A 13,685-nucleotide genomic window follows, 5' to 3' on the forward strand; every position below is an offset into this window, starting at 1 on the left:
ATGGCACAGCCCGCCGTTGATAAGGCGCGCGCAACAAACGTTTCAAGGCTTTGACAATGTCAAAATTTATTCCATAACACAGGAAGGAAGAGGAGATATTCATGGAAGACAGCCGGACCGCGCCTGCGGCAAAACCGACGATTACAAATCCGAAATTGCTGCTTTGGATATTGATGGTTGTTTATGTGCTTAATTTCCTCGACCGGCAGATTGTCAACATTTTGGCCGAACCGATCAGTCGGGATCTCGACCTTTCCGATACCCAAATTGGTTTGTTAACTGGTCTTGCCTTTGCGCTTTTCTATACATTGTTGGGCATCCCCATCGCCCGTTATGCGGACAATAGCAGTACCAATCGCGTTGGTCTGATCTCCATATCCTTGGCGGTCTGGTCCGCGATGACGGCCTTATGCGGGTTGGCGCAGAATTTCGCACAACTTGCGCTCGCCCGCGTGGGCGTTGGCGTAGGTGAGGCAGGGTGCACCCCTGCCGCCCACTCGCTCATTACCGACAGCGTCCCGCCGGAAAAAAGATCATCAGCCATCGCGTTTTACGGCCTTGGCATTCCGATTGGCAGCTTATTGGGCCTTGTCGTTGGCGGCGCATTGAACGATGCCTATGGCTGGCGCGTGGCATTCATGGCGGTCGCCATTCCCGGTTTGATATTGGCCGCGTTTTTGCCATTCATATTGCGCGAACCACGCAAGGCCGAGGCGGCTGCCCGCGCATTATCGGGCGAAAAGGCTCGCACGGTTCTGTCCACCAAAGAAGCGCTCAAAGAAGTGTTCAGCTCGCGCGCCTTTGTGATGTTGGCGATCGCGGCCTCATTCACGGCGTTTCTGTCTTACGGCAAAAGCGTTTGGGCGGTGATCTTGTTCATTCGCTCGCATGGCCTTAGCCCAGGGGAAACCGGCCTTTTGCTTGGCCTTGGCTTGGGCGTGGCGGGCATGATCGGTACCTGGCTGGGCGGCATGATGGCCGACAAATTTGGCAAGATCGATAAACGTCATTTGTTGACCACGCCCGCCATCGGCATGGTCATTGCAACACCCATATTGTTCTTGGGCTATTTCGCAACCGACTGGCGCGTGGCGATACTCTTGTTATTTGTGCCAACGGCATTGAACGCGGCGTATTACGGCCCGACCTATGCCACTGTGCAAGGGTTGGTAAAGCCGGAGGCCCGCGCTGTCGCCGCCGCCCTCATGCTGTTCGCGCAAAACCTGATCGGCCTTGGGTTGGGCCCCTTGTTGTTCGGCATGATGTCGGACGCGTTCAAGCCGCTGGCCGGCGATGAAAGCGTCCGTTGGGTGCTATATGGCGCAGCATGGCTTGGCCTCATCCCCGCCTTTTTCTTCTGGCGGGCAAGCTTGCGGTTAAATGCTGAGCTTAAAAGCGGTTAATCGGCAAAAGGATCACGCACCAAGATCGTATCTTCGCGCTGCGGCGAAGTGGATACCAAGGCAACGGGTGTTTCGATCAATTCCTGCACACGCGTGATATATTTGATCGCTTGTGCCGGAAGGTCGGCCCAACTGCGCGCGCCTGCGGTGGTTTCCTGCCAACCCGGCATTTCTTCGTAAATGGGCTCCACGGCGGCTTGCTCTGCGGCATGCGCTGGCAAATAGTCATAGACCTTACCGTGCAGGCGATAGCCGGTGCAGATCTTGATCGTATCAAACCCGTCGAGCACATCGAGCTTAGTCAGCGCAATGCCGGTCACACCAGATACGGCGCAGCTTTGACGCACAATAACGGCATCAAACCAACCACAGCGGCGCTTGCGCCCCGTGACGGTGCCAAATTCATGGCCGCGCTCACCCAGCCTTTGGCCCGTTTCATCCTCAAGCTCGGTCGGGAATGGTCCTGACCCGACCCGCGTGGTGTAGGCCTTGACGATACCCAGCACAAAGCCCGCCGCACTTGGCCCAAGGCCGGAGCCGGACGCGGCGGTGCCCGACACAGTGTTGGACGACGTGACGAACGGATAGGTGCCATGGTCAACGTCAAGCAAGACGCCCTGCGCGCCTTCGAACAATATCCGTGCGCCTGCCTTGCGCACCTTATTCAATCGCCTCCACACCGGCTCGGCATATTCCAGAACAAAGGGGGCGATTTCTTTCAGGTCAGCGATCAAGCGCGCGCGATCCACCGGCGGTTCGCCAAATCCGGCGCGTAAGGCATCATGATGCGCGCAAAGCCGGTCAAGCTGGGTATCCAAAGCATCGAGATGCGCCAGGTCACACACGCGGATCGCACGGCGGCCCACCTTGTCTTCATAAGCAGGGCCAATGCCGCGACCTGTGGTCCCGATCTTGCCCGAACCCGCTGCGGTTTCCCGCAAACCATCCAAGTCGCGGTGGATTGGCAAGATCAATGCGCAGTTATCCGCCAGCGCAAAATTCTCGGTCGTGATTAAAACGCCCTGCCCGCGCAGCTTCGTCATTTCATCGCGCAACGCCCATGGGTCAAGAACCACGCCATTGCCGATAATCGACAGCGTGCCGGTTACGATCCCCGACGGCAGCAACGATAATTTATAGACATTGTCACCCACGACCAAAGTGTGGCCGGCATTATGCCCGCCTTGAAAGCGGACAACGGCATCGGCGCGTTCCGCCAGCCAGTCTACAATCTTGCCTTTACCCTCGTCGCCCCATTGCGCGCCAATTACGGTTACATTCGCCATCAGATATTCCCTGTCAAAGCCAGATAGCTCTGGGGCCTTTTTCTGCGCAGGAGATTTTTCCTGCGAAGGGATTCGCCATGGGCTCCGTTATGATTATGCGAGGCTGGCGTCCACCCTAAAGCTGCGTGAGAGACGATTTCAGACGGGAATGGCCTGACCGTTTATCCAAATATGGGTGCAGCCCAGCACAGCGGCGCTGTCTTCCTCATCCAATGCCGATACCGTCACCCAACCTTCATGGCGCATTTTTGCGCCGGTCACGGCGTCGGTGCCAAGTGGCAGGAAAAGACGCCGGATGACGCCTTCGTCAGCCAGATCAATCAACGGGTCGGGATAGAGCGAGAAGCCCGTTGCCGGTTCCGATGGTCCATCGGCACGATCAATATAATAAGTGCCCCCGCGACCAAGTGCAGCGCTATACCCTTTGGCGAAGATCGTGAAACCGAACCAGCTTTGATATTCAAAGCCATGCCGCTCGGTCGGATCAAGCGTCACATTGGCGCGGCCCGCAATATTGCTAGCAATGGCTTCCAAGGCACGGATTCGCGACGCGAGCGCCCCGCCAGCATCAATCGCCCGCAGCTTCTGAACCGCGTCTGCAAATGGGCCGGTCGCCGCAAGCAGCGGCAAATAGGCGTCGGCACCCAGCGCACTCAGTCCGCCTGCATCCTTCATATCCAGCTCGGAGCGAACGGCATCAATCTTGTCCTTCGCCAAAGGCAGCGCCTTTTCCGCCAGCCGTTCCACAAGATCAGGCAATGTGAAATCAATGGTGATGTCTTTGACGCCCGCCGCCTCAAGCGCATCAATGGCAACGCCAACAATTTCGCAAGCGGCCGCAACGCTGTCATTGCCAACCAATTCCGCACCCAATTGCGTCAGTTCCCGTTCGGGTCGCAATTGCTTGGCGCGCAAACGCAGCACCTGACCATGATAGGCCAAGCGCAGCGGTCGCGGCGCGTCCTTCATCCGGGTCGTGGCGATGCGCCCGACCTGCACGGTGATATCACCGCGCAGCGCCAGCGTGTGGCCCGACACAGGGTCGGTAAAGCGCAAATGCTGATTACGGTTGGCATCGCCGCTATGTTTGGCGAGCACCGATTCAAATTCCGCCATGGCCGGTGCTACGCGCGCATAGCCGTAGCTTGCCAGCACGTCGATCATCGACCGAGATACCCGCGCAGCAACCTCCGCTTGAGGCGGAAGGCGGTCGCGATACCCTTCGGGCAGCAAATCAGGAGGAATATTCATGCGCACTCTTTACCGCAAAAGTCGTAGCGGGGAAGCCCCGCCTAAAACTTCAGCGCCTTCACGGTTTTCACGCCGGGAAGCGTACCAAGCTGTTTAAGGACAGATTCAGGGATCGCCGCGTCCATCGAGAGCAGCAAAACTGCCTCACCGCCCGCGCTGCGACGGCCCAGATGGAATGTGCCGATGTTCAATCCGGCCTCACCCAAGGTCGTGCCGACACGGCCAATGAAACCAGGGGCATCTTCGTTGACGATGTAGAGCATGTTGCCTTCCAGCTCCGCCTCAAGGCTGATGCCGAAAATCTCGACAAGCCGTGCTTCGCTATTGGCGAACAATGTACCTGCAACCGAGCGTGGGCCTTGCGCCGTGTTGACGGTGACGCGCACCAATGTGTGATAGGCGCCAGTCTTGTCATGGCGGACTTCGCGAATGTCGAAACCACGCTCTTTGGCTAAGAACGGCGCGTTGACCATGTTCACTGCGTCGGAAAAACGCCGCATGAAACCGGCAAGAACCGCCGCAGTAATTGGTTTAATATTCAGTTCCGCCGCAGCGCCCTCAACCTCAATCGCGATATTGTCGAGATTGTCGTGCGCCAATTGGCCAACCAGCGAACCCAATTTTAGTGCAAGGGTCGTATATGGCTTCAACTTCGGCGCTTCTTCAGCAGACAGGCTTGGCATGTTCAGCGCATTGGTAACGCCGCCATTGACGAGATAATCCGCCATTTGTTCGGCGACCTGAAGCGCGACATTGACCTGTGCCTCATTGGTCGATGCACCCAGATGCGGGGTGCAGATGAAGTTTGGCGTGCCAAACAGGGGCGATTCCTTCGCTGGCTCGGTCGCAAAAACGTCCAAAGCTGCGCCGCCGACTTGGCCGCTGTCCAACGCCTCTTTCAGCGCCTCTTCATCGATCAACCCGCCACGTGCACAGTTAATGATGCGAACACCCTTTTTGGTCTTCGCAAGATTTTCCCGCGACAATATATTGCGGGTTTGGTCGGTTAGCGGCGTGTGCAAGGTAATGAAGTCTGCCTTGGCGAGCAAGGTATCGAGGTCGGCCTTTTCAACGCCCATTTCAATCGCGCGATCGGCGGTGAGGAACGGGTCAAAGGCCACGACCTTCATCCGCAATCCCAGCGCACGGCTCGCGACAATCGATCCGATATTGCCAGCCCCAATAAGGCCAAGCGTCTTGCCCGTAACCTCAACGCCCATGAAACCGTTTTTCGGCCATTGACCCGCTTGCGTTTGCGCATTCGCCTCTGGCAATTGACGCGCGAGGGCGAACATCAAGGCGATGGCATGTTCGGCCGTGGTTATGGAATTGCCAAAAGGCGTGTTCATGACGACCACACCTTTGGCCGACGCATACGGGATATCGACGTTATCGACGCCAATGCCGGCGCGACCAATAACCTTCAGGTTCTTAGCCGCGTCCAGTATCTGCTTCGTCACCTTCGTCGACGAACGAATGGCCAAGCCATCATAATCGCCAATGATCGCGGCAAGTTCGTCGGGCGTTTGGTCCGTGATGACATCAACGTCGCAGCCGCGTTCAGCCAAAATCTTGGCGGCGTTTGGATCCATTTTGTCGGAGATGAGTACGCGTGGTTTGGTCATGTGGAGTTCCATTTCAAATATCGTCATGCTGAACTTGTTTCAGCATCTTAATTTCACAGTCGAAAGTAAGGTCCTGAAACAAGTTCAGGACGACTGTTTAGGATTGAGAATTTGCGCTGTGGTACGCCCAATCGAGCCATGGCCCGAGCGCCTGAATATCGGCGGTATCAACGGTCGCACCGCACCAAATGCGCAAGCCCGGCGGGGCGTCGCGATATCCGGCGATGTCATAGGCTGCATGCTCTGCCTCAAGCAAAGACGCCATTTTCTTGATCATCGCTTCGTCCGCACCCTTGACGGTTAAGCACACGGAGGTTTTCGAACGAATAGCGGGATCAGCGGCGAGGAAGCCAAGAAAGTCGCTTGCCGCAACAATGTCATCGAGTGCCGCCGCATTGGCGTTGCTGCGCGCCATTAGGCCCTGCAATCCGCCAACGGTCTGCGCCCATTCCAGCGCAAAGATCACGTCCTCAACGGCGAGCATGGATGGTGTGTTGATCGTCTCACCCTTGAAGATTCCTTCGGCGAGCGCGCCTTTCGACATCAAGCGGAATAGTTTAGGAAGCGGCCATGATGGCGTATAGCTTTCCAACCGCTCGACAGCGCGGGGCCCGAGAATAAGAACGCCATGCGCGCCTTCGCCGCCCAACACCTTCTGCCAGCTAAATGTTGTTACATCGAGCTTGTCCCAAGGCATGTCATAAGCAAACACCGCCGAGGTTGCGTCGTTGAAGGTTAGGCCTTCACGGTCATCGGCTATCCAGTCGCCATTGGGCACCCGCGCGCCCGATGTCGTGCCATTCCATGTGAATACCACATCATGGGTAAAATCGACTGCGCCGACATCCGGAATTTCGCCATAAGGCGCGTTCATGACATTGGCGTTCAGCTTCAACTGCTTGTTCACGTCAGTGACCCAGCCCTCGCCAAAACTTTCCCACGCCATCATCGTGACGGGGCGCCCGCCCAACATGGTCCACATCGCCATTTCAATCGCGCCGGTGTCGGACCCCGGGACGATGCCAATGCGATGCGTATCGGGAACCTGCAACACTTCGCGCATCAGATCGATAGCGCGTTGCAGCCGTGATTTGCCGATTTTCGCGCGATGCGATCGGCCAATAGATTCGGTTTGAAGTTTTTCCGGGCTCCAGCCTGGCGGCTTCGCACAGGGTCCGGAGGAAAAGAACGGACGCGCCGGTTTAACGGCGGGTTTTACTATAGTCATGTAAGCGTCTCCTTGCAGAGAGCAGCGCGGCGTTGGGACCGCGTGGCCCGGAGCCGCATCTAGGCGCGGCCCCGGCTTTGTCAATGACTATTACAAAAAGCTATCAATAACCCGCCTTGCGAAACAATATTTCGCCACGGCGGCTAACATATAATTTTTCCAAAGTTACGGGGTGAAAATAGGCCTCGACACGGTCGCCTTCAGGGGTAGTGCCATAAACTTCATAGCAGCCGCCATCGACTTTCGACTTACGCACAGTCCAGCCTTCTTTAGTCAGCTTGTCGGTCAGCGCCTTTTGGCTTTTCCATCCGGAAACTGGCCCTGATTTGCAGGTGATTGCGCCGGTTGCCGATGCGGGGACCGACGCAAAAGCGATAGTGGCCACAGCAGCCAGTGAAAGAGGTGTCCAAAAACGCATATTCATGCTCCTTTAAAAATGGATCTGTTGGCGAGGAAATATCGTGCCGCCACGAGCAGCACAAGCGGGATGAAGTGCACGAGCGCTGGTCCTAAATTATTGTGGATGAATATCCAATGGACAAGAACGAGCACAGCGGCAGGATAGACAAGGCGTTGAAGACGTTTCCAGCCAGCCTTGAGCGCACGCATGGACGCATCATTGCTCGTCACCGCCAAGGGCACAAACAATAACATCGCGGCCCAACCGGTCCAGATACCAAGCGCCCAAAATTCGGCAAGAATATCGTCGAGATTCCCCATATCGATGATATAGAAAATCAGATGTAAAATCGCATAGCCAAAAGCCGCAACGCCCAATGCCCGGCGGCGCTGAATGAGCCAACTCAGCCATGGCCGAGGCCCAATCAGCGACAATAAGGGACTAAGCACCATCGCGGCAATCATGAAGCGTGCCGACCATTCACCCGTTGGTTGCAGCATATCCATCGCGATTACATCGCCGAAAACATAAGGGCGCATCATCAACATAGCGGGCAAACACAATAATGCCCAGAATGTCGGCTTCTTATTAAGAATGATTCGCAACATGCATTCGCGATAATCGCCTGTCGCGCGCTATGCAACGGGCAAATTGCAACATCGGTCGTCATTTTTTGGCTGCGCAGACGAATTTATGCGTTAAGACGCTTTCATGACATTGGGGCTGTTTCAGAGATTTCTGCTGATCGCTGGCGTCTTTGCGCTGGCGTCGTGCAGTGGACGGGAAAAGCCGCAATCGCCGCGATCCAGCGAAAACATGACGTCGGACAGTGCCCGCCAATGCCTAGCTGGCCTTAAGTCCAAATCGGTGCGCTTTGCAGGGCTGCCTAACAAAAGTTTCGACGGCGGGTGCCGCATGATCGACACTATCAAGCTGATGGACTTTGGCACGCAGACAACAAATTTGGGGGCGATGACATGCCCACTTGCGTCAAGCTTTACCGATTGGGCGCGCTATGCCGTGGCACCTGCGGCCAAGCAATATCTTGGCAGTCCGGTGATCAAGATTGAGACCATGGGCACATTTAACTGCCGCGTTGTTAATGGCAGTCGATCTGGCAGACTATCTCAACATGCATTTGCGAATGCCGTTGATGTATCCGCCTTTGTCCTGCGCGATGGACGGCGGATATCCGTGCTGAACGGTTGGCGCGGATCATCCGAAGAACGGGCATTCCTGCGCCGCTTACACCAATCTGCCTGCAAGAGATTTGGCACCGTTCTTGGCCCGGACTTCGACGCCGCGCATGCAAACCATTTCCATTTTGATATGGCCAAATCGATGAGCAACGGCACCGCTTATTGCCGATAAGGGCTGGCAAAAGAAACTTGTTCGCCCTACATGCAGGGTAATGACAGACACAAAAATTAACGATCGCCGCTTCTACAAAGCACAACAAGAAGCGGATTTTGCCGAACAGCAACTCTCTACGCCGCAAACGCAAAGCAAGTCATATCGACTGGCCTTTCAGGATACAGACTTCCTGCTGCGCGAAGACCTGCGCCCTGTGCGTTTTCAATTGGAACTGCTCAAAACCGAAATGTTGCTCGATGAGGCGAATATCGGTTCGATGCTGGTCATCTACGGTTCGGCGCGCATTCCCGAACCCGCCGTCGCCGACGCTTTGCTCGCCGCTGCGCAAGGGGAGCGCGCAACCATCATCGCCGAACGGATGAAGGAAAAATCCCGCTTTTACGAACAAGCGCGCCATTTGGCACAATTGGCCGGAAAAGCCAATGTTACCGATGAAGAAGGCCGGCGCCATTTCGTGGTATGTTCAGGCGGTGGTCCATCGATCATGGAAGCCGCCAATCGCGGCGCGCATGATGTCGGCGCAGAATCGGTTGGCCTGAATATCGTTCTGCCGCATGAGCAAGCGCCGAACCTGTTCGTAACGCCCCGTTTAAGTTTTCAATTCCATTATTTCGCTTTGCGCAAAATGCACTTCCTGCTGCGCGCACGCGCCGTTGCGGTTTTCCCCGGCGGCTTTGGCACTTTTGATGAATTTTTTGAGCTGCTGACACTGGTTCAGACCGGCAAGATCAAGAAGATGCCGATCCTGTTGTTCGGGCGCGAATTTTGGAACCGCGTTGTGAATTTTGAGGAGCTTATGCTCGAGGGCGTTATCAGCCCGCCTGATCTGGATTTATTCCAATTCGTCGAAACCGCAGAAGAGGCATGGGATGCCATCTGCGATTTCTACGAAGTTTCACATTGATTTAACCGGATTATTTCGCGGCAGGTGCTGGTGCTGCTCCGGCTGCTGGTGCGGCGGCAGCATCACCCGTTGCGGCAGGAGCGGCGGCTGCATCATCGGCAGGGGCTTCTGCCACAGGGGGCGTTGGCAATGGCAAGTTTGAACCTTGCGCGTTCATATACAAGATCAGGTTCGCGCGTTCTTCCGGATTGCCCAGACCAGCGAAGGTCATTTTGGTACCCGGCGCATATTTTTTAGGGTTGGCCAACCATTTGTCCATGCCTTCCCAATCCCAGTTACCTGGAACGCTTTTCAACGCGTCGGAATACGCAAAACCGGCAACATGACCATGCGCCTTACCCATGGCTGCCCAAAGATTCGGACCAATGCCGTTTGCGCCACCTGGTGCAATGGTATGGCAAGCCGCGCACTTCTTGAACGCAGCTTCGCCCTTGGCGATATCTGCGGTTGCAAGCAACGTTGCGATTGGCACAACCGCAGCGCCGCCCGCTTCGCCCGCCGCCTCAGCCACAACGGCAAAGCCCTCTTTCTCGGGCGCCTCTGGGTGGAAGTACATGCCCGTGACGATGCTTAGTCCAAGCGCGACGATGCCGCCTGCCAAAACCCAGCCTGCAATTGTGTTACTACGATCATCCATTGTTTATCAGCCTTGAAAGTGCGTTAAAACACCGGCGCAGAATGATGGCCGGTTCTAGGGGTCCCTCTAATGGCGCGCGTTGGCGGGTGCAAGTGCCCAAATCCACACTTGCCCGATAAGTCTGCCTATCCTAACGCCTGCGCAGCATGAACAGTTATCCCGCACCCGCACTGGCAATCGTCAAAGACATGACGCTTGCTGCACAACAACATCCCGCAAAAGCGATTGCCTTTCAAGGCGCGCCAGGGGCAAACTCGCATTTGGCAGCGTTGGAATATGACGCCGATTGCCTCCCCCTGCCCTGTTTTTCGTTCGAAGACGCCATTGATGCGGTCAAAGACGGAACCGCCGCCTGCGCGATTATACCTATCGAAAATTCGCTGCATGGCCGCGTGGCCGACATCCACTTTCTGCTGCCAGAATCGGGCCTCAGTATCATATCCGAGCATTTTATGTCGATCCGCCATTGCCTCATGGCAAAATCGGCAGATGCCATTCTCAAAACCGCCATGAGCCATCCGCAAGCGCTCGGCCAATGCCGACATTTTTTACGCGCCAATGGCATTATCCCTGTGGCCTATGCGGATACCGCCGCCGCCGCCGCGTTTGTCGCTGCCAATGACGACCCGTCGGCAGCGGCCATTGCGCCCCCGATTGCCGCAGACCTCTACGGCCTCGTCGCCATTAACGACGCGGTGCAAGACGATGACAGCAACACCACCCGCTTCGTGGTGCTTTCACGCACGCCAGCCGACCGGAGCACCCTGACGGGCACGTTAATGACCACGCTGATTTTTGAGGTGAAGAACATCCCCGCCGCTTTGTACAAGGCGATGGGCGGCTTTGCGACCAACGGCGTCAACATGACGAAACTGGAAAGCTATCAAAACGGCGCAAGCTTTGCCGCAACCGAATTCTTCGCCGATATCGAAGGCGCACCCGGCGACCCAGCGGTCGACCGCGCATTGGAGGAGCTGCGTTTCCACTGCAACTCGGTCCGCTTGCTCGGCACCTATATGCGAACCCGCGAGCGGGGTTGAGGCTGGCGGGAATAGCGTCAAGGCTTGTCTCCGCCCACCAACTTTCCCCGTCGCCCCAGCGCAGGCTGGTGCCTATCGCGCCTGTCGGTATGGCCAAACACCCGTGATGCGCACCAGCCTTTACTAATTCCTCCCCGGTGTGGGGAGGATATTGATGCAATGTACCAGCCGTCCCCGTTCAGAACTTCATGCCGACCTTGACGCCATATAAACGTGGCTCAGCGGGAATGTAGCTTGGGATGCCAAAGGCCCCGCCCGTGTTGCCTGCATCGAGCAGATAATCTTCGTCCAGAAGGTTTCGGGCAAAGGCGGAGATTTCGAAACGGTCTTCGCCAAAGCGGAACCCTGCGTTCACATTGACCAGCGTCACGCCCTCTTGCGCGATGAGCGGGTTATTGGGCACTTCGAAAAACATCTTGCTGCGATAGGTCACCGACGGCGTGGCAAAGAATGTCATGCCACCCAAATCTGCGTCAATCGTAAAGCCGCCCGATGCCTGCACTTCGGGTTGCAAACGGAACTTTGCACCTCGGAAATTGGCCGCAATGGTTGGTTTGTCGTCAATGCCGCCATCGATATAACCGATATTGCCAAACACGCTCAGCCAGCTTGTCGGCTTCATGGTCAATTCGGCTTCAACGCCCTTGTTGGTCGCTGAACCGGCGCTTTGCGTCTGCGTGGTGCCATTGGGCAATACAACGCTGACTTGGAAGTTATCGTAGGTCAGATAATATGCGCCGATTGAACCGGAGAAAATGCCCAACGCGCCTTTCAAACCGACTTCGTAGTTCCAGATGTTTTCGGCCAATACGGGTGTGAAATTTGCAACAGGGCCCGAAGAGGTCGGACGCGCGCCCAATTGCACAGTCGCGGAGCGACGGCCCTTGGACACGGTGGCATAGCCGTTAAATTTATCAGAGAAACGATACAACAGGTTGAAGCGTGGCAGGACGGCCTGAAAGCTATCCTCCGTGCGGAACGTCTGACCTGCTGTATCGACTTGGCCCGGGACCAATGAAGCCCCTCCGGTAAGTGCCGAGCGCGGGACGCGGGCAAAGAAACCTGACCGCCGCTTTTCGATCAAGACGCGTGCGCCAGCGGTCAGCTCGAGGCTGGGTGTCGGGATCCATGTGCCGTCGGCAAACATAGAATAGCTGTCATTGCGGCCCTGATTTTCAAACACCGAGCTATATGGAACGGGTGTCAACGCAAGCGCAGGGACAGTGCCATTGGCCGCGACGCAATTTCCACGGGTTGTGGCGGTGCTGGTTAAACAGGCCAAGAATACACGCTCATTGCCGGAAAACGGAACATTTTGAATGCTGTTTTCGTGGAAGAAATTGAACCCGAATGATCCACGAAAACTATCATCGGTATACGCAAAGCGGGTTTCGTGGTTGAACTGGTCGCCCTTGGCAAATTCGGTAAATTCCAGATAAGGCGCAGCCGAACCATCGGCGTCAAACACCTCAAGCGAGTCAAATTTGCGATAGCCATTGACCATATTCAGCGCCCAATTATCCTCAAGGTCATACTTCACCGTGAAGTTTGCGTCATACACATCGCGCGTCAGGCCAAGCTTCTCCGCATATAAATCCTGCAATGAAGTTGGCGAACCACCCAGATATGCGTCACCGAACGGATTGCCCGGGCCCGAAGCCGTCGGCAATGCTTTGGAAACAAATGCCGTTCCGGGGTTGCGTTGACGGTCATAAGTCAAAATGAGATCAGCGGTCAGCGCGTCATTGGGCGTAAAGCGCAGCGACCCGCGCGCACCAAGCTGATTTTGGCCATTCAGGTCATCCTGATTTGGCGCAAGGTTGTTGACATAGCCATCACGCTTTTTGAATTGAAACGCGACGCGACCGGCCAGCGTGTCCGATCCGACGTTCACAAAACCGCCGAGCTGGCGCTGATTAAAGTTACCAATGCCACCGGTCAGCGCGCCCGAAAAGCCAGCCTCTGGCCGCGCCGAAATGATGCTGATCGCACCTACCGCAGACGCCGTGCCGAACAAGGTCGCCTGTGGCCCCTTGATGACCTCAATCCGTTCAATGTCGTAAATGTCTTGATAGGACCCACGTGACCGCGAGATATCGACGCCATTATAATATAATGTAACGCGCGCCGCCTGCTGCGCTGATCCGGAATCGGACGTAATGCCGCGAATGACAACACCGGGGTTGTTCGCGCTCTGCTCCTGAATGTTGAGGCCAGGGATATAATTGGCGAGCTCGTCCAAATCGCTAACGCCCAACTCGTTCAGACGCGCGCCGCTGACCGCGCTGAGCGTCACAGGAACATCGACCAACCGCTCTTCACGTTTTTGCGCGGTGACGATGATCTCACCTTCAAACGCCTGGTCATCAGCCTCAGCCGTCTGCGCATATACGGGCATGGCGGTGGATGCAGACAGCATTGACAGTGCAAGAGCAATATAGGGACGACGCATGATAGGAAACTCCAGTGAACCGGGGACGCTGGCCCTATGCGCAATGGTCGCGTCATTATGGCGACCGCCGTGCGACAGTTTGAAT

12 protein-coding genes are annotated in these 13,685 nt (G+C 56.2%); 4 read left to right on the top strand and 8 right to left on the bottom strand.

Features of this window, described 5'->3' with window-relative positions:
• Positions 1-101 precede the first annotated feature (101 nt).
• The gene (locus HEQ18_RS05455; protein WP_432815817.1) at positions 102-1,403 is read left to right on the top strand and encodes a spinster family MFS transporter; all 1,302 of its coding nucleotides are present in this window, start codon (positions 102-104) and stop codon (positions 1,401-1,403) included.
• On the opposite strand, the gene HEQ18_RS05460 is transcribed toward HEQ18_RS05455, so the two are convergent.
• The 6 genes from HEQ18_RS05460 to HEQ18_RS05485 all read right to left on the bottom strand — a co-directional run bounded on the left by HEQ18_RS05460 (position 1,400) and on the right by HEQ18_RS05485 (position 7,801).
• Positions 1,400-2,689: an adenylosuccinate synthase gene (locus HEQ18_RS05460; protein WP_432815818.1), complete on the bottom strand. Its 1,290-nt coding sequence runs from the start codon at positions 2,687-2,689 to the stop codon at positions 1,400-1,402. The two genes, HEQ18_RS05455 and HEQ18_RS05460, sit on opposite strands and share 4 nt — an antisense overlap.
• Before the next feature lie 138 nt (positions 2,690-2,827).
• Positions 2,828-3,940, bottom strand: a complete 1,113-nt coding sequence (locus HEQ18_RS05465; protein WP_432815819.1) for an ATP phosphoribosyltransferase regulatory subunit — start codon at positions 3,938-3,940, stop codon at positions 2,828-2,830.
• A gap of 41 nt (positions 3,941-3,981) precedes the next feature.
• The gene (serA, locus tag HEQ18_RS05470; protein WP_432815820.1) at positions 3,982-5,565 is read right to left on the bottom strand and encodes a phosphoglycerate dehydrogenase; all 1,584 of its coding nucleotides are present in this window, start codon (positions 5,563-5,565) and stop codon (positions 3,982-3,984) included.
• A 97-nt stretch (positions 5,566-5,662) separates the two neighbouring features.
• Entirely contained in the window at positions 5,663-6,793 is a 1,131-nt protein-coding gene (locus tag HEQ18_RS05475; protein ID WP_432815821.1) for a phosphoserine transaminase, read from the bottom strand.
• 103 nt (positions 6,794-6,896) lie between these two features.
• Positions 6,897-7,211 (bottom strand): PepSY domain-containing protein, encoded by a 315-nt coding sequence (locus HEQ18_RS05480; protein WP_397604732.1) that lies wholly within the window; start codon positions 7,209-7,211, stop codon positions 6,897-6,899.
• A 2-nt stretch (positions 7,212-7,213) separates the two neighbouring features.
• Positions 7,214-7,801: a sulfite oxidase heme-binding subunit YedZ gene (locus HEQ18_RS05485; protein WP_432815822.1), complete on the bottom strand. Its 588-nt coding sequence runs from the start codon at positions 7,799-7,801 to the stop codon at positions 7,214-7,216.
• 103 nt (positions 7,802-7,904) lie between these two features.
• On the opposite strand from HEQ18_RS05485, the gene HEQ18_RS05490 reads away from it, so the two are divergent.
• Together HEQ18_RS05490 and HEQ18_RS05495 are read left to right on the top strand one after the other, a co-directional pair.
• Complete coding sequence (locus HEQ18_RS05490; RefSeq protein ID WP_397604730.1) at positions 7,905-8,564, top strand: extensin family protein; 660 nt, start codon at positions 7,905-7,907, stop codon at positions 8,562-8,564.
• A gap of 40 nt (positions 8,565-8,604) precedes the next feature.
• Positions 8,605-9,471, top strand: coding sequence for an LOG family protein (locus HEQ18_RS05495; protein ID WP_432815823.1), 867 nt, complete (start codon positions 8,605-8,607; stop codon positions 9,469-9,471).
• A gap of 10 nt (positions 9,472-9,481) precedes the next feature.
• Here the strand turns inward: HEQ18_RS05495 and HEQ18_RS05500 are convergent, their stop codons facing one another.
• Complete coding sequence (locus HEQ18_RS05500; protein WP_432815824.1) at positions 9,482-10,108, bottom strand: c-type cytochrome; 627 nt, start codon at positions 10,106-10,108, stop codon at positions 9,482-9,484.
• 146 nt (positions 10,109-10,254) lie between these two features.
• Here HEQ18_RS05500 and HEQ18_RS05505 point away from each other — a divergent pair, with 146 nt between their 5' ends.
• The gene (locus HEQ18_RS05505) at positions 10,255-11,148 is read left to right on the top strand and encodes a prephenate dehydratase (protein WP_432815825.1); all 894 of its coding nucleotides are present in this window, start codon (positions 10,255-10,257) and stop codon (positions 11,146-11,148) included.
• 178 nt (positions 11,149-11,326) lie between these two features.
• Here HEQ18_RS05505 and HEQ18_RS05510 read toward each other — a convergent pair whose 3' ends face one another.
• Positions 11,327-13,600 carry a TonB-dependent receptor gene (locus tag HEQ18_RS05510; protein ID WP_432815826.1) on the bottom strand — a complete coding sequence of 758 codons (2,274 nt, stop codon included), beginning with the start codon at positions 13,598-13,600 and terminating at the stop codon, positions 11,327-11,329.
• Between the last annotated feature and the right edge of the window lie 85 nt (positions 13,601-13,685).

Source organism: Sphingorhabdus sp., assembly GCF_050921905.1.
Lineage (GTDB): Bacteria > Pseudomonadota > Alphaproteobacteria > Sphingomonadales > Sphingomonadaceae > Sphingorhabdus_B.